This is a genomic window from Vibrio chagasii (assembly GCF_002954585.1).
In the GTDB taxonomy this organism is placed as follows: Bacteria; Pseudomonadota; Gammaproteobacteria; order Enterobacterales; family Vibrionaceae; genus Vibrio; species Vibrio chagasii_A.
Window position 1 is genome coordinate 2,163,175 of sequence record NZ_MSCI01000002.1, and the last position, 15,748, is coordinate 2,178,922.

Consider the following 15,748-nt stretch of genomic DNA (forward strand, 5'->3'; position numbering starts at 1 on the left):
AGAAATGTAAACCCATTCAGCAATCAAATAGCAAAAACCAAGTTTAATCCAATGGGTTTGTTGCAAAAACCTCGCTCCCCGCCCGACTTTCGCTATGATTCACCATTGAGCAAGCTTTATGGGAAAATCAGAATTCCAATTCCGTGACCTCTGGCGAGCTATCGGCAAAACTCTGGATTTAGCTTCCCTGATTAACCCAATAACCAATCGGCTTATGGAACGTCATTGTCCGCCTCAAGCGTAAAGGCCGTTTACGGCAAGATATAGAATACCGGTAAATGAAATATCTTAACAATGGTATTGAGTCTAACCATTCCCCTACTAAAAACCTCATAGAAGTCACTGGCGGCTTCAATATGCAAAAGCGGGCCTGGTCAACGATTCAAGATTTTGTAGGAATACGGTTGTTGAATAGAGCCTGTTTGATTGTTGGCTATGTCGTGATGAACCGAAATTAAGGGTACAGGAGAGATCCGCCTTCGTTAGCGAACTCTTCTATATTTTTGGTATTTATGCTTGAAATGAGGTGCTCTGGTAAACACCTCAGAAAGATTTTAGTTTTTGTAAAAAGCCCAGTAGTATAACAGTATGTAGTGCTCCAGTAGTTTCAACCTTAATGGTTGGCTTATATCCTGTAACTGAAACATCACACCTAATACCAAAATTAAGCCATCCAACTATTTACAGAGCGAAGATAAGGTATTCTCACGTTCTTATTTTTATATCATTAACATATCAATCAACATCATCCAGAATTTTTGTTGAGTAACCTTGATACTTTTCATAACTGTCCATATCCTTTTTATTACCTTTACTAGCTAGGTATTCGAGCAGCTTTCCAGCTTCAATAAAATCGTCCTTTGCGCCATATTTAAGCATAATAAAAGCTAAAGCTCTTGTTGATGATTCCTCCCCCAGTAAGTGAGATTTGTAAAAACTCTGCTTTGCAAGGATATATAGTTCATTTTTTTATTTGAGTTTAATATATACAAATAAATCTTACCTAGAAGCCCATAAGCAGCTGCACTATACTTCCCTTCTGGAACCTTTTTAAGTAAAGCCACCGCTTTATTAACATCCCTATCAACATGAAATCCTTGATAATATATAGAAGCTTCTAGGACCAAAGCATTAAAATTCCTTTTATATGTCATTTCACTTAGATTCAATAGAATTTCATTATAATCATAAAGCTTATGAAGCTTTTCATAATTATTTAAATAAACAACAATGGCACCTAGTCGATCTTTATCACTTTTAGATTCAATATTTTCCGTAAAACAGTGATGTATATCCTTATAATTATTACATAATCTTACCTCTGTCTCATTCTCCATAGCAAAAAGCTCCTTTGAAAAAGAACTCGTTGAGTATATAAAAAATAAAAAAACTGCCATTAATTTCATTCACTATCCTTTATCACATCACATGTTAAACTTGATATTTATTTCTAATAGCATTGTTAATTTTAGTATCAATATCACTAATATTGGCTATGACACTCTTCATGCTTGCCTCAACATTACCCTTAATGGCTGTATTACCAACACTACCTGCGGCTTCCATTCCAACAACCCCTGTTGTGTCAGTATATACCCCTCCCTTCACAGAGCCTACAGGAGTATTTAATTTGGGACAGAGACTCAGTTTACCAGCAACTTGCTCCAATTAATCATAATAGTGTAAATAAAAACTCACACGTCTTAAAACCCCATAATTCACAAAATTATAATATGAAAAGTCAGAAAACAAGTAGAATAATCTTACATTTTATGAATAATTAAAATATTTTCTACCACTTCACAATTTATAAAACTTCATAGTGAAATAATAAACCTGATCTCATTAAATATTATTTATATTTCTGATAAAGGTATCAAAATGTTTGATTTAGTGAGGTGCACTTTTCTGTGTGCTTTTTTAATAACTACACAGGCTATCGCGCAGCCAAATTCTGAAGATAAAGTAAACCTATGGGAGAAAGCGCAAGAAGTTCGATTAACACCAAATGAAATCGATCTATTGCATTTGGATACAAAAAGCCGCTTACCTCGTTCTGTTCGCGCTAACAATAAAGAAAGCTACGCGACTGTTCAAAAAAATATACTCGGTTATGGCTTTAACCTTATTTCAGAGCAACCGATAAGAAATCGCTGTATTCTTAACCATAAATATCAAACGATAAATGACTTCAGCCGATACGTTGAGGGCCGAATTGTTACTAGCAAATCTGAGGTAGATGAATTTTTCTCTTCAGCACTTTCCACAAATATCGATGGGCGCTACGGTGGCATTTCTGCTTCTGCCCGCTTTAAACGCGATGTATCTAATAGCTTTCAAAACCTAGAACAGAACAATACGGTAGCCTTTGTTATTCAAGAGAGAACAAAAAGACTCATCCGTGACGCCTGGCCAACTCTTGACCCAAGGGCAAAAGCATTACTGGATACCAATACTGAAATCAGTAAAAGTAATTTTAGAGCACTCTGTGGTGATGAATTCATTGATGGTGTGCAATACGGTCGTGAGATCTCATTGTTGTTGCAAGTTAAATCAAAAACACAACGAAGTGAGGACGCGGCAAAAACGGCAGCACAGATATCCGCGAATTACATGTCGCTCGTTTCAGGTGGTCTAGATCATGAAACCAAAGAAAAATATCGACAGTATCAACAAGATTATGACATTGTGATAAAGGCCTACGCGGCAGGTGAGCCTATTACGCTTTCTGACACCAATTTATTAAACTTCGCCGAAAAATTAAGAACCTTTGAAAATAGTTCTGACAGACAAGACAGTATCCTCAGTTATCAAACCGCCGCCTACCAAGTGCCTGAACAAATGGAGTACTGGCAAACCTTTAAAGACTATCGTCCAGCTAGAAATACAATGAAAAAATGGCATCAATTTATGGTATTTGAGCACCCAGACCTGTGCCAGTACCGCGATGCGAAATCTGTGTGTTCTCTTACTCGGCAAGAGTATCAAGAAATGCAAATGAACTGTGCTAGCACCTACAACTGGAATCGTTGTCACGAACCAGAATCACCTCAGTGCCTGCTTCTTTCAAGCCAACCTTGTAACCAACTAAACATAATGGGCAAACTGAAATGGTATGATGCCGTCATTGATTGGGAACAAAGCTATGAAGCCATATTTCCAAAAGAAGCTGTTGAGCTTCATATTATTGGTTATGAGAAAAAATTAGAAAACCGAGAGGTTAAAACCCAAACGATTGATTTGAAGCTAAACCTTGACGACCCAAACCGATTTAATGGTGAGTTTGTCTGTGATTTGATAATGAAAGAAGACAGAGTCGGTATGTGCGCTGTCCTTAATGATAAAGGTGTTGGTAAAGTCATTATAGAGAAACTAAGGTATTTACTGAGGGATTAGTGATGCCGGGAAATAGATAGGGCCCATATCTCTTTAGACCGCCTCTATGTGCCTTAAAGACTTTTTAACTCGCTTATTGAACAAGGACAAACAATTGTACATTTGTTTGTCCTTCCTGTCGGAACTAAGGAAATGAAATTGAGTATAAAAAGAAAATATCATAACATAGCTTCTTATTCCCCACATACATCTTAATTATTGATAGTTTAAATACAAAACAATCTCTCCTATCAATACTCTCTTGTTAATATTGAATTAATAACACTGTGTTAACGCAATGATAATAACGGTATGATAAGATACACATTGTAAGTTAATCAATGACTCAATATTAGAATGAAAGTTAATACCACCGAAAGAAAGCTTAGCCTTGTGTGTCATGCAATTGATAGTAACCCGAATAAAAAACATTCATTACAAGAACTGAGTGATATCGCAGGAATCTCCAAGTATCATTTTCAAAGGCTATTTAAGTCTGTCGTTGGTGTTAGCCCACATCGCTACATCTTACTTTCTCGTTTACGTCAAGCTTCTTTTGAATTAGCTTATTTTAAAAATCTCAAAATAATCGATATCGCAATTTCAGCTGGCTTCGAGAGCCCTGAAGCATTTACTCGCGCATTTGTTCGATTGTTTGAACAAACACCTACAGATTTTAGAAAGAGACCTAAATGGGCAAACTGGGGACACAAATTTAATATTCGTGTTCCTGTAAGAGAAAAAGAGCATGACGTTAATATAGAAAAGAAGTCGAGTAGAAAGTGTGTGATGATAACACACAGAGGGGAGTATCTGGAAGGCATGACAGCCTTCGATACATTATTATCGTGGCTAGTAAAAAATGATTACTATACAGAGTCAAGTATAAACACGATACCATTTATCACAATACCCTATTCGAACCCTTTAATAACTGCTAGTTCTGACTATCGATGTGATATCGCCATTCCAATTGATTGCCATGTACCCACCAATGAACTTGGAATATTTTCTGGAGTCATCCCTGGTGGAGATTTTGCTGTTCTTAATTATATCGGGCAGAGGGAGGTTCATGGCTTTGTTCATGCAATCTCTAAAGTTATTACCGACTTTCTACCCAAAACAGAATGGGAGCCATTACCAGCTCCCGCTCTTTTTGAACACGTTAATTCTCCACTTTTTGTCCCAGAAACAGAATTAATTACAAAAATCTATATACCTTTATCTATGAATAATAATAATTAATTTAAATTAATTATTGATTGAGTTATACACAAAAGTTAAAGGCTATTCTTTTAAGAATAAACCATTATCTTTTAGCCAAGAAGTATCAGACGTCAAACCTGTTAACATCCACGTCGAAGAATTACAGCAAAATAAAACAGCGACATGATCCAGTTCATTTAATGCCTGACCATATAAATAGATCGGTTGAAGGGGAGAATGAGAAACGTAAGAGCATTCAGAGCCGAATGAAAGCTCTTGATAACTCTGTACCCAGCTTGTAATAACGGCTTTACTTTTCATGTCATCCTCAACCATATTTATATTTAGACAAGATTCATTGTTTCCTGGATCTTGCTTAAACTTATTGATTGAATGACGAACGTCTTGTGGTTTTACTTCACCCTCTTTTGCAATAATAATTGGCTTAATATAATTCCCTACATCAACATCACTCAGATAGTTGATATGAGGCCTTGCATTAACCGGATATATTGACATATCAGATTTTACAGAATTGAAAAATAGAGAACTTATAACATCATGAGTGGATACCCACTCACCTTTAGATAGTAAATTTGTACCATTTTTTATTTTATCTACTAACTCTAAATCGACTTTCTTAATAAATCCATATCTTTCCTTCGCTTTCATTCCATTGGTTGGTATGTCATTTTTTTCACGACCAATTCGAGTGAACTCTAATTTACGTTCAAAATTGAAAGGAATGATATCCTCATCGAAACTTAATGAGTTTAAAAGATTATAATAACTCGTCCCATCAGAAATGATATGATTCATAGAAAATATGATTGCAAATTCTTTTTTATCTTTATCTTCTATTAGACAAAACTTTATCAATTGAGCATCGGTATCTATGCAGTCTTCTGTAGGAAGAATATAAAGCTTATCCATTAACTCTCTATCTTCTCCAAGAGAAATCATTTCAACTAGTTTATCGACACTCTTATCATCCTGTAATAAGTCATTGATATCATATAATTCAAACCATGGTGAAATGTCATTAATGACATCTTCATATTCGCAAAAAAATTCGTTATTTCCTTGATTTTTTAGTGTTGAGGTAATCCAAGGGTTAACTTTGAGAATACTTTTAAACCGACGTGTTAGCTCATTAACAGGAGCTCTTCCTCTGAACCTTGAAATGGTTGAAATGATCCCATCATAACGAGCACTGTTATTTTCTGATTCTAAAAGTGGAATGGTTTTCATATGCTTTTTCTCTTTGCTTTCGATTGTCGATATATTAACAAAAGCGAAAAAAAATACCTGACCGATGTTGCTGTTTTCTTCTATCGAAGAAACCAATTCAACTCAATAAGCTATCGCCAACAAGGCATTGCTCTTACAATAACGGGGTAACCTGAAACAATGTAAGACAACAAAAAAGGCGACTATCATCGATAGTCGCCTTTTTTGTAACACATTGAATTAAGGGTGGTACACAGGGGCATCATCTATTGCATGGCTTGGTAGGACATTCCAAAACTCCTGATTACTATTGCTTTGTACTTACAATTGATATAGGAATATTCTCCCTGTTCACCCTTAGAAAATATTCACATACCTTTAACTAAAAACAAGACTAGCCTTCTAAAAATAAAACATTGTTCTCTAACCAAGAAACATCTGAAGTTACCCCTGCCAGTATCCACACTGCAGAATTTAGACAGAATAAAATGGCACCGTGTTCAAATGCATTCAATGACTCACCATGTAAATAACTAGGTTTGAGAGGGTAATGAGCGACGTAAGAACATTCAGAGCCTAATGAAATTTGCTTATAACTCTGCACCCAACTTGTAAGCGCGGCTCTACTCTCACTTTGAATCGTTTGGCTATTATCACTTATGTAGCCATCTTCATTCTTGTTTATACAAGATTCATTATTTTCTGGATCATTCTTAATCTTATTTATTGCATGACGAATATCCTTTGCTTTCATCTCATGCTTATTTTTAAAAATAACTGGCTTAATATAGTTTCCCACATCAATATCGCTCAGATAATCGATATAAGGCCTCGCATTAATCGGATATATTGACACATCTGATTTTACAGAATTGAAAAATAGAGAACTTACAACATCATGAGTTGATACCCATTCATCTTCTAATATTTCATTTGTATCTTTTTTTATTTTTTCTATTAGCTCTAGATTCACTTTTTTAACAAATTTATGTTTTTTATTTTCCTTCATTGTTTTCAATGAAAAGTGATTTTTATCAAAACCCAATCGAGTGAACTCTAGTTTACGTTTAAAATTAAAAGGAATGATATCCTCATCGAAACTTAATGAGTTTAAAAGATTATAATAACTCGTCCCATCAGAAATGATATGATTCATAGAAAATATGATTGCAAATTCTTTTTTATCTTTATCTTCTATTAGACAGAACTTTATCAATTGAGCATCGGTATCTATGCAGTCTTCTGTAGGAAGAATATAAAGCTTATCCATTAACTCTCTATCTTCTCCAAGAGAAATCATTTCAACTAGTTTATCGACACTCTTATCATCCTGTAATAAGTCATTGATATCATATAATTCAAACCATGGTGAAATGTCATTAATGACATCTTCATATTCGCAAAAAAATTCGTTATTTCCTTGAGTTTTTAGTGTTGAGGTAATCCAAGGGTTAACTTCGAGAATACTTTCAAACCGACGTGTTAGCTCATTAACAGGAGCTCTTCCTCTGAACCTTGAAATGGTTGAAATGATCCCATCATAACGAGCACTGTTACTTTCTGAGTCTAAAAGTGGAATGGTTTTCATATGCTTTTTCTCTTTGGTTTCGATTGTCGATATATTAATAAAAGCGAAAAAAAATACCTGACCGATGTTGCTGTTTTCTTCTATCGAAGAAACCAATTCAACCCAATGAGATATCGTCGACAAGGCATTGCTTTAACAATAAAGGGGTGACCTGTATGTAAGATAATAAAAAGGCGACCATCATCGATAGTCGCCTTTTTACAATTCATTTTTCGTTACTGATGATGCACAGGGTCATCATCTAATGCATGGCTAGGTAAGGCATTCCAAACCGCCTTCACTAAGGTCGCCAGTGGAATTGCAAAGAACACGCCCCAGAAGCCCCAAAGTCCACCAAACACTAACACCGCCACAATAATCGCAACAGGGTGTAGATTCACAGCTTCAGAGAACAGAACCGGCACTAACACGTTACCATCTAGGGCTTGAATGATGCCGTAAGCCAATAACAGCCAGTAGAATTGAGGCTCAAGCCCCCACTGGAACAAGCCAACAATGGCAACTGGTACGGTTACCGCCGCTGCACCTATGTATGGGATCAATACCGAGAAACCGACAGCAACCGCGAGCAACACAGAGTAACGAAGATCTAAAATCGCAAAAGTAACATAGCTGACGCTACCCACGATTAAAATCTCTAGCACCTTACCTCGGATGTAATTCGAGATTTGTTCGTTCATCTCTTCCCATACTTTAGTCGCTAAACGACGGTTTCGAGGAAGCACACCACTTGCCATTCTGATCATCTCTTCTTTGTCTTTCAGTAAGAAGAAAATAAGCAGTGGAACTAAGATAAGATAAACACCTAGCGTCGCTAAGCTAACCAGAGACGCCAATGAGCCTTTCACCACACTTTCCCCCATACCTAACGCCTTGTTCTTCGCGTTAGACATCACAGATTCAACAATCTGTAAGTTAGCCAGCTCAGGGTAACGCTCTGGAATCGTTGCAATGAACTTCTGCAAGCTACCATACATACTAGGAATATCATTGATCAGGTTGCCCACTTGCTCCCAAATGGTTGGCACTAACCCGAATATCGCTAAAAGCATTAAGCTAAAGAACATCAAGATCACCAACATCACCGATGGCGTCCTTGGAATACCGAGTCGTTGAAGTTGAGTCACTGGCCACTCGAGCAAATAAGCCAAGACAATCGCCACCAACAATGGTGCGATCAGGTGACCAAAGAAGTAGATAGTAATAAAGCCGAATAGAATGATGGCAACCAAACTGACAGCGTGTGGATCAGAGAAACGTCGTTTATACCAACGACTGACCATTTCAAGCATCTGACTGCGATTCCTTTTTAGTGACGAGGAGATGGTGGTAATTAGAACAAACCTCTGTCATGACAACATAAGCTTGCTTAGACAAAAACGTAACAATATCTTTCATCGAACTGTTATCTGATACATAAATTGACAAAGATTGCCCTACTTCTAACTTTACACTGTGACGCTTGGCTAATAATAACGCCATTGGGCAGCGCTCTTGGCGTAAATCTAGAATATTAGGTGTCATTCTTGGGCTCGATGCTTATTATAAGGGGCATATTGTAATCTGTTTTTGAAAACGTGCCATCATTGATTCATCTTCCTTCAGGATAGCGCACGCACTTAACAAAGGTTAAACCAGATAAAGAACCAATTTGCATTGCCCTTGTCTTACTGTCAGAAGAAACGGAGTATTACTGACTAATATGTTTAAACGCGCTCGTTCAATTGCTTGCTTATGCATTGCAGCCACATTAAGCACCCCAACGTTGGCTAACACCAACAGCTTGGATTTACCGGACATCGGCACCGCGGCTGGCGGCACACTCACTATCGATCAAGAACTCATCTATGGTGATGCGTACATGCGCATCATCAGAAGCAGCCAGCCTGTCATCAATGATCCAGTTCTAAACCTTTATATCGACACACTAGGTCATCGCCTTGTCGCGAATGCCAATGACGTAAAAACCCCTTTTCAGTTCTTTATGATCCGTGACCGCAACATCAACGCTTTCGCTTTCTTTGGCGGTTATGTTGCGCTGCACTCGGGTCTTTTCTTACATGCAAAGTCGGAAAGTGAACTTGCATCTGTGTTAGCGCACGAAATCGCACACGTTACGCAGCGTCACTTAGCGCGTAGTATGGAAGATCAAGCGCGTCGCTCTCCTGCGACTATTGCAGCGCTTGCCGGCTCCATATTACTGGCGATTGCCGCACCTGAAGCCGGTATTGCGGCCTTAACCGCAACCACCGCGGGTAACATGCAGAGTCAAATCAACTACACTCGTAGTAATGAGAAAGAAGCCGATCGCTTCGGTATCAACACACTCGCCAAGGCTGGATTTGACGTCAACGCAATGCCACGCTTCTTCAGCCGTTTAGCTGATGAATACCGTTATGCCAGCACACCACCACCGATGTTGTTGACTCACCCATTACCAGAAGACCGTATTACCGACTCTCGTGCTCGCGCTCGCAGTTATCCACCGCTAAAGCTTGCTCCATCCTTAGATTACCACTTAGCAAGAGCCCGAATCGTTGCTCGATATGCAGGTATCAATAGTGAAGCTTCACTGGACTGGTTCTCTCGCCAATTGAAAAAGGCACCAAAAGAGGTCATCCCTTCGTTAGAGTACGGACAAGCGTTGGTTTACCTCGACTCTAAAAAATTTGATAACGCTGAGACTATACTGGCCAAGCTGATTACCAGTGATCCGACTAACCTATTCTATTTGGATGCGATTTCCGACCTTCACATTGAACAGGAAAAGCCTGAGCTTGCCATTAAGGAGTTAAAGCCTGCTTTGGTCCGTCAGCCAAACAACCCAGTTCTTACTATCAACTATGCAAACGCCTTGATTGAAAAAGAAGACTTTGCAGAGTCTGTCCGCGTATTACAACGTTATACACATGACAATCCGAATGACGCCAATGGCTGGTATCTGCTCTCAAAAGCGAACACGAGCCTTGGAAACAGTGATGAAGATCTTGCTGCTCGCGCTGAAATTTTGGCATTGCAAGCCAACTGGAACAAAGCAATTCAGTACTACACGCAAGCAAGTCAAATCGCAGAACTCGGTAGTTTAAAGCAAGCTCGCTACGATGCTCGAATTGATCAACTGATGATTCAGCGCGAGCGCTTTTTAGCACTGCAATAATCCTTGTATTACGCGAAAATAGCCAAAAGAACAAAACTCAACATATACAGTGAAGAGGCCAACAGCAGGCCTCCCCTGAAAATTAAATAAAAGATAATAATGAGGAAGAACCATGTCTGTCGTGATTTATCATAACCCACGCTGCTCAAAGAGCCGTCAAACGCTTGAACTGCTTGAAAAAAACGGCGTACAACCTGAAGTAATCAAGTACCTAGACACACCTTTCACTGTTGAACAGCTAAAAGTACTGTTCACTCAGCTTGGTTTTAGCAGCGTTCGCGAGATGATGCGCACAAAAGAGACAGACTACAAAGAAGCGAACCTTGGTGATGCTTCTGTATCTGATGAAGACCTATTTTCTGCCATGGCTGCGAATCCAAAACTGTTTGAACGCCCAGTAGTTGTAGCAAATAACAAAGCCAAGATTGGTCGTCCACCTGAGCAAGTACTAGAGATTCTGTAAGCGGCTATGAACATCAACATTCTTGTTCTCTACTATAGTCGTCACGGCAACACACAAGCTCTCGCAAGGCAGATAGCACGAGGGGTGGAATCCATACCTGAGTGTGAAGCTATGCTAAGAACCGTTAATGACGTGTACACAGTGGAAGAGCAGCCAGGTTCTCGCTATCAACCCACGGACCCAATCGCCACGCTGCGAGAGCTCCGTTCTTGTGATGGCTTGGCGCTTGGCAGTCCGGTTTGGTTCGGCAACATGGCAGGGCCGATGAAGCACTTTTGGGATAGCACTACATCATTATGGATCAATGGCGATCTTATCGATAAGCCAGCTTGTGTATTTACTTCTTCGTCATCACTGCATGGCGGGCAAGAGACAACACAGCAAAGCATGATGCTACCACTGCTTCACCATGGAATGTTAGTGGTAGGCATCCCTTACTCAGAGCCTGCATTGCATACCACTCAAACTGGTGGTACGCCTTATGGTGCAAGCAGTACAGGCGAAAGTGCTTCACTAAGCAAAGAAGAAATTGAGCTGGCGCAGAACCTAGGTAAACGCCTAGCGCGCATTGCGATAAATCAGAAGGGAATCTCTCAATGATGTACATGTCAGAGAAGGCGATGTCTCCTAAGACAAAGCTATTCCGGTACCTAGCATTAGCAGGCAACCTATTACTGTTAGGTTGGGTTGTTGCTTGGCAAATGACGCTTTCACCACATCCTCACCTAGATAATGTCACGCTCGCTATCGTTTGGGCAGTGCCGTTACTGTTGCCATTACCTGGCATTTTAATCGGCAAGCCTTATACGCACGCTTGGGCAAACTTCATCTTAATGCTCTATTTCCTACACGCATTGACCCTTTTATACATAGATGGTGGTGAGCGCTTATTAGCCGCTGTTGAGCTGGTGCTAACCACGATCGGCTTTGCCGGAAACATCTTATTTACCCGTTTCCGAGCCAAAGAGTTAGGCATCAAGCTAAAGCGCCTTTCTGAAGTAGAAAAGAAAGAGAAAGCGAAGTTCGAGCAATAAGATTAGTTTCGACATCCCCGCTCAGCTAGCACAATTAATAACGAACAAACAAAAAGCCCTGCGAGATTTCTCTAGCAGGGCTTTCTCTTTTATTTTCGTCTACCTACTCTTCGTATAGACGATGAATGTCAGCAATTGCCTAACTGCGGTTCCACTCGTATACCAAGCTTGGTTTTGCATGCTGTGGAGCTGCGGCTTCTTGTACTTCGCTACTCGTTAACTCTAGATTAGCGTCTGAACCAGCTAGCGAATCATCACCAACAACTTCATTACCTTTGATCACTTGAACATCAGTATCTGCATCAGTTGCTGTTAATTCAGTATTAACAGCAACTGTTGAATCATCGCCTACAGACATGGTGTTGTCTTGTGTTTCAAATTCAGGGCTGACTTCTGGTTCGATGTAAGACTCTTCAACCTTCACAACTTGGCGAATACTTGCCACTTCTTGCTCAAACTCTTGTTGAGTCGACAACAAATGAATACGGAACGTCACTTCGTTGTTTTGAATCTTAAGAATATCTAGGCTAGCAACCGAGTTTAGACGCTTAAGTGCATTCTCTAGCTGGAAGAAGTCTTGAGCATTATTCAGGCTAATAAACTGAGTTATAATCGACTCTGATGACTCACTCGCCACCGTCACCGCGCTTTTACCCGCGTAGTAGTTACTGATTTGGTCAACGAGCTTCTTAGAAGCCGTTGCACTGTTACCCGACACTGAACCTGTGATTGGTGCAGTTGGCGTGCTGGTTAACTGACTTGGTTTTTGGTCGTACAGCGTCCAACGCAATCCTGAAGATTGAGCTTTGATCACTAACACTGCATCAACTGGGTAGCGTTGACTTGCTCGACTGATCGGTGAAACAAAGCTGCCCCACAAATCTGAGGTCGCGATACCAGTAATATCATCGAAGTCACCGACAGGAAGAGTCAAAGGCAAACCACGATCTTTTGCACTAGCTTGCAACTGAGCAGCAAGTGGTGAGTTCGAGTGCTCCCACACAATGTTCTTATCGAAGCTGTCTTCTTCCACCAGCCAAACCAAGATGTTTGAGCGAGTTTCAGGCCAATACGGCAGTTGTGCTTGAGTCAGTAGAGAACGAATTTGGGCGCCATTAAAGCGCATACGCAATGTTGATTGGTCATTGCGCTCACCAAAACTCATTTGAGACATGTACTGCGCACTCTTACGCATCGCCTTTTGGATGGTCTCATTTGCAGCAACGTCAGTTTGGCCAGTCGCACGTATCAATACCTGCTCCATACCGGTATTTCTTGCCACTTGTTCTGGTTGTTTATCTTCGGCGTTAATCGCAACTTCAGCACTAAAGATATCTACTTTCGTTAAGGCGTAACTCGGGAAGGCTAATAGCCCCATCAACAACAATGCTATGTAGCGCATATTGATCCTAATATTCAAAGCTTGTGCCTTGATGATAAGCAACTATGGATTGAGGGGCAAGGTCGTTAGCGCCCACTGTGTTTAATAACCACAAAATATCACCTGACCATGATAAAGCGCTAACTTATAAACCGAATTTTCGGACCTTGTTCGATATAAAATATCAGTATGATAAATAAATTTGATCTATTTTGTGTAGCAATCGATTGCCAAGTGATAGAATCGCGCGAATTTTATTTTTTACTTTTCATATAACGACCAATCTAAGGACATATCATGAAAAATGCATTGCAAGGTGCACAAATGCTGTTTGTAGCTTTTGGTGCGCTTGTACTCGTGCCGCTACTGACAGGACTTGATCCCAACGTTGCACTCTTTGGCGCGGGTATCGGCACCCTTTTATTCCAACTTATTACACGCCGTTCAGTGCCAATCTTCTTAGCGTCTTCTTTTGCATTCATCGCGCCTATCATGTTTGGTATCCAAACTTGGGGTATTGGCGCAACCATGGGTGGCCTTATGGCAGCAGGTGTTGTGTATGTATTAATGGGTGCTCTTATCAAATTGAGAGGCGTTGGCTTCATCCATAAGCTACTTCCTCCTGTGGTTGTTGGTCCTGTGATTATGGTGATTGGTTTAGGCCTAGCACCAGTTGCGGTAAACATGGCGCTAGGTAAGACAGGCGATGGCGCTATTCAACTTGTTGATCCAGACGCAGCACTTTGGATCTCATCAGTTTCCCTACTAGTTACCGTCATCATCAGCGTATTCTCGAAGGGTTTCCTAAAGCTACTGCCTATCTTTGGTGGGATAATCGCAGGTTACATTACAAGTCTATTCTATGGGGCAGTAGACTTCGCCCCCGTTGCACAAGCATCTTGGTTAGCGCTACCAAACTTTACGATGCCTGAGTTCAACATCAACGCTATCTTCTTCATGGTATTTGTCGCGATTGCGCCAGCCGTAGAGCACGTGGGTGACATGCTTGCGATTTCTAACGTGACGGGTAAAGACTACCTTAAGAAACCAGGCCTACATCGCACAATCACAGGCGACGGTGTAGCAACCATTGCAGCTTCTATGCTGGGCGCTCCGCCAAACACAACCTACAGTGAAGTAACTGGAGCGGTAATGCTAACGAAAGCATTTAACCCGGTGATCATGACTTGGGCTGCAGTAACAGCCATCGTTCTTGCATTGGTTGGTAAGCTAGGCGCTCTTCTGCAAACCATTCCGGTTCCGGTAATGGGCGGCATCATGATTCTTCTGTTTGGTTCTATTGCAACAGTAGGCTTGAACACACTTATCAAAAACAACGTTGACCTACACAAATCACGTAACCTTGTCATTGTGGGCATTACCCTAGTATTCGGTATTGGCGGCATGGCATTTGGCATCGGCGATTTCAGCCTACAGGGCGTAAGCTTGTGCGGTATCGTCGCGATTCTACTTAACCTAGTTCTTCCTGAAGAGTTAGGTGATAACACAGTCGTAGACAAAGCTCAAATCGACTAATGGTTGAACCCGTTTAGAGTCCAACAAAATTTAAGATCAAAAAAGGGAGAGCATCGAATGCTCTCCCTTTTTTATTAATACAGATCATTAAGTCAATTCAGAAGTTTGAAACCGTCGAACCCACTTAACCTAAAAACCGAATTACTTAGTACCGAAGATCTTATCGCCAGCATCGCCAAGACCTGGAACAATGTAGCCCTTGTCGTTTAGCTTCTCATCGATTGCAGCAGTGTAAAGCTCAACATCTGGATGCGCTTTTTCTAGAGCCGCGATACCTTCTGGAGCCGCTACAAGCACAAGAATCTTAAAGTGCTTACAACCTTTTTCTTTCATGAGGTCGATAGTCGCGATCATAGAACCACCTGTTGCAAGCATTGGGTCTACCACTAGAGCAATACGCTCATCGATGTTAGATGCAAGCTTGTTGAAGTATGGTACTGGCTCAAGCGTTTCTTCGTCACGGTAGATACCAACAACACTGATACGTGCACTTGGGATGTGCTCAAGAACGCCGTCCATCATGCCTAGACCAGCACGTAGGATTGGCACTACTGTTACTTTCTTACCTTTAATTTGGTCAACTTCAACTGGGCCGTCCCAACCATTAATAGTTACACGCTCAGTTTCAAAGTCTGATGTCGCTTCGTATGTTAGAAGGCTACCCACTTCTGTCGCTAGCTCACGAAAACGCTTAGTGCTAATCTCACCTTCACGCATCAGGCCAATTTTATGTTTTACTAGCGGGTGTTTCACTTCAACAACTTTCATTTCCAACTCC

Annotated in this window: 16 protein-coding genes; 8 read left to right on the forward strand and 8 right to left on the reverse strand. The window is 40.5% G+C overall.

Features of this window, described 5'->3' with window-relative positions; genetic code table 11:
• Positions 1 to 278: 278 nt before the first annotated feature.
• The gene (locus BTO10_RS23965) at positions 279 to 458 is read left to right on the forward strand and encodes a DDE-type integrase/transposase/recombinase (protein WP_080566579.1); all 180 of its coding nucleotides are present in this window, start codon (positions 279 to 281) and stop codon (positions 456 to 458) included.
• A 429-nt stretch (positions 459 to 887) separates the two neighbouring features.
• On the opposite strand, the gene BTO10_RS18080 is transcribed toward BTO10_RS23965, so the two are convergent.
• Positions 888 to 1,406: a hypothetical protein gene (locus BTO10_RS18080; RefSeq protein WP_258099581.1), complete on the reverse strand. Its 519-nt coding sequence runs from the start codon at positions 1,404 to 1,406 to the stop codon at positions 888 to 890.
• A 25-nt stretch (positions 1,407 to 1,431) separates the two neighbouring features.
• Entirely contained in the window at positions 1,432 to 1,566 is a 135-nt protein-coding gene (locus BTO10_RS23810; RefSeq protein ID WP_258099583.1) for a hypothetical protein, read from the reverse strand.
• A 315-nt stretch (positions 1,567 to 1,881) separates the two neighbouring features.
• Here BTO10_RS23810 and BTO10_RS18090 point away from each other — a divergent pair, with 315 nt between their 5' ends.
• Positions 1,882 to 3,396, forward strand: a complete 1,515-nt coding sequence (locus BTO10_RS18090; RefSeq protein ID WP_105025411.1) for a hypothetical protein — start codon at positions 1,882 to 1,884, stop codon at positions 3,394 to 3,396.
• Positions 3,397 to 3,732: 336 nt separating this feature from the next.
• Positions 3,733 to 4,620: an AraC family transcriptional regulator gene (locus BTO10_RS18095; RefSeq protein ID WP_105025412.1), complete on the forward strand. Its 888-nt coding sequence runs from the start codon at positions 3,733 to 3,735 to the stop codon at positions 4,618 to 4,620.
• 42 nt (positions 4,621 to 4,662) lie between these two features.
• On the opposite strand, the gene BTO10_RS18100 is transcribed toward BTO10_RS18095, so the two are convergent.
• From BTO10_RS18100 to BTO10_RS18115, 4 genes are all read right to left on the reverse strand, one after another.
• On the reverse strand, positions 4,663 to 5,832 hold the full coding sequence (locus BTO10_RS18100; RefSeq protein WP_105025619.1) for a hypothetical protein: 1,170 nt from the start codon (positions 5,830 to 5,832) through the stop codon (positions 4,663 to 4,665).
• A 373-nt stretch (positions 5,833 to 6,205) separates the two neighbouring features.
• Positions 6,206 to 7,399, reverse strand: coding sequence for a hypothetical protein (locus tag BTO10_RS18105; RefSeq protein WP_105025413.1), 1,194 nt, complete (start codon positions 7,397 to 7,399; stop codon positions 6,206 to 6,208).
• Between the two features lie 215 nt (positions 7,400 to 7,614).
• A complete protein-coding gene (locus BTO10_RS18110) occupies positions 7,615 to 8,691 on the reverse strand; it encodes an AI-2E family transporter (protein ID WP_004738641.1) in 1,077 nt (358 codons plus the stop codon).
• Positions 8,684 to 8,923, reverse strand: a complete 240-nt coding sequence (locus BTO10_RS18115) for a sulfurtransferase TusA family protein (protein ID WP_004738640.1) — start codon at positions 8,921 to 8,923, stop codon at positions 8,684 to 8,686. Before BTO10_RS18115 ends, BTO10_RS18110 begins: the two co-directional genes overlap by 8 nt.
• A 178-nt stretch (positions 8,924 to 9,101) precedes the next feature.
• Here BTO10_RS18115 and BTO10_RS18120 point away from each other — a divergent pair, with 178 nt between their 5' ends.
• The 4 genes from BTO10_RS18120 (at position 9,102) to BTO10_RS18135 (ending at position 12,053) form a co-directional block, all read left to right on the forward strand.
• On the forward strand, positions 9,102 to 10,556 hold the full coding sequence (locus BTO10_RS18120; RefSeq protein ID WP_105025414.1) for a beta-barrel assembly-enhancing protease: 1,455 nt from the start codon (positions 9,102 to 9,104) through the stop codon (positions 10,554 to 10,556).
• A gap of 112 nt (positions 10,557 to 10,668) precedes the next feature.
• Positions 10,669 to 11,019 carry an arsenate reductase (glutaredoxin) gene (gene arsC, locus BTO10_RS18125; RefSeq protein WP_105025415.1) on the forward strand — a complete coding sequence of 117 codons (351 nt, stop codon included), beginning with the start codon at positions 10,669 to 10,671 and terminating at the stop codon, positions 11,017 to 11,019.
• A 6-nt stretch (positions 11,020 to 11,025) separates the two neighbouring features.
• Entirely contained in the window at positions 11,026 to 11,619 is a 594-nt protein-coding gene (wrbA, locus tag BTO10_RS18130) for an NAD(P)H:quinone oxidoreductase (protein ID WP_105025416.1), read from the forward strand.
• Positions 11,616 to 12,053, forward strand: a complete 438-nt coding sequence (locus BTO10_RS18135; RefSeq protein WP_004738632.1) for a DUF2069 domain-containing protein — start codon at positions 11,616 to 11,618, stop codon at positions 12,051 to 12,053. Before wrbA ends, BTO10_RS18135 begins: the two co-directional genes overlap by 4 nt.
• A gap of 139 nt (positions 12,054 to 12,192) precedes the next feature.
• Here BTO10_RS18135 and BTO10_RS18140 read toward each other — a convergent pair whose 3' ends face one another.
• The gene (locus BTO10_RS18140; RefSeq protein WP_105025417.1) at positions 12,193 to 13,455 is read right to left on the reverse strand and encodes a DUF2066 domain-containing protein; all 1,263 of its coding nucleotides are present in this window, start codon (positions 13,453 to 13,455) and stop codon (positions 12,193 to 12,195) included.
• 276 nt (positions 13,456 to 13,731) lie between these two features.
• Between BTO10_RS18140 and BTO10_RS18145 the strand changes: the two genes are divergently transcribed.
• Complete coding sequence (locus BTO10_RS18145) at positions 13,732 to 14,970, forward strand: uracil-xanthine permease family protein (RefSeq protein ID WP_004738629.1); 1,239 nt, start codon at positions 13,732 to 13,734, stop codon at positions 14,968 to 14,970.
• A gap of 141 nt (positions 14,971 to 15,111) precedes the next feature.
• On the opposite strand, the gene upp is transcribed toward BTO10_RS18145, so the two are convergent.
• Positions 15,112 to 15,738 (reverse strand): uracil phosphoribosyltransferase, encoded by a 627-nt coding sequence (gene upp / locus BTO10_RS18150; protein ID WP_004738627.1) that lies wholly within the window; start codon positions 15,736 to 15,738, stop codon positions 15,112 to 15,114.
• Positions 15,739 to 15,748 lie beyond the last annotated feature (10 nt).

Excerpts from the sequence above, each read along its gene's own strand:
- BTO10_RS18115 (WP_004738640.1), bottom strand. The coding sequence starts at position 8,923 with ATGACACCTAATATTCTAGATTTACGCCAAGAGCGCTGCCCAATGGCG.
- BTO10_RS18100 (WP_105025619.1), bottom strand. The coding sequence starts at position 5,832 with ATGAAAACCATTCCACTTTTAGAATCAGAAAATAACAGTGCTCGTTAT.
- BTO10_RS18140 (WP_105025417.1), bottom strand. The coding sequence starts at position 13,455 with ATGCGCTACATAGCATTGTTGTTGATGGGGCTATTAGCCTTCCCGAGT.
- BTO10_RS18145 (WP_004738629.1), top strand. The coding sequence starts at position 13,732 with ATGAAAAATGCATTGCAAGGTGCACAAATGCTGTTTGTAGCTTTTGGT.
- arsC (WP_105025415.1), top strand. The coding sequence starts at position 10,669 with ATGTCTGTCGTGATTTATCATAACCCACGCTGCTCAAAGAGCCGTCAA.
- BTO10_RS18095 (WP_105025412.1), top strand. The coding sequence starts at position 3,733 with ATGAAAGTTAATACCACCGAAAGAAAGCTTAGCCTTGTGTGTCATGCA.
- BTO10_RS18120 (WP_105025414.1), top strand. The coding sequence starts at position 9,102 with ATGTTTAAACGCGCTCGTTCAATTGCTTGCTTATGCATTGCAGCCACA.
- BTO10_RS18105 (WP_105025413.1), bottom strand. The coding sequence starts at position 7,399 with ATGAAAACCATTCCACTTTTAGACTCAGAAAGTAACAGTGCTCGTTAT.
- BTO10_RS18090 (WP_105025411.1), top strand. The coding sequence starts at position 1,882 with ATGTTTGATTTAGTGAGGTGCACTTTTCTGTGTGCTTTTTTAATAACT.
- upp (WP_004738627.1), bottom strand. The coding sequence starts at position 15,738 with ATGAAAGTTGTTGAAGTGAAACACCCGCTAGTAAAACATAAAATTGGC.
- wrbA (WP_105025416.1), top strand. The coding sequence starts at position 11,026 with ATGAACATCAACATTCTTGTTCTCTACTATAGTCGTCACGGCAACACA.
- BTO10_RS23965 (WP_080566579.1), top strand. The coding sequence starts at position 279 with ATGAAATATCTTAACAATGGTATTGAGTCTAACCATTCCCCTACTAAA.
- BTO10_RS23810 (WP_258099583.1), bottom strand. The coding sequence starts at position 1,566 with ATGGAAGCCGCAGGTAGTGTTGGTAATACAGCCATTAAGGGTAATGTT.
- BTO10_RS18110 (WP_004738641.1), bottom strand. The coding sequence starts at position 8,691 with ATGCTTGAAATGGTCAGTCGTTGGTATAAACGACGTTTCTCTGATCCA.
- BTO10_RS18080 (WP_258099581.1), bottom strand. The coding sequence starts at position 1,406 with ATGAAATTAATGGCAGTTTTTTTATTTTTTATATACTCAACGAGTTCT.
- BTO10_RS18135 (WP_004738632.1), top strand. The coding sequence starts at position 11,616 with ATGATGTACATGTCAGAGAAGGCGATGTCTCCTAAGACAAAGCTATTC.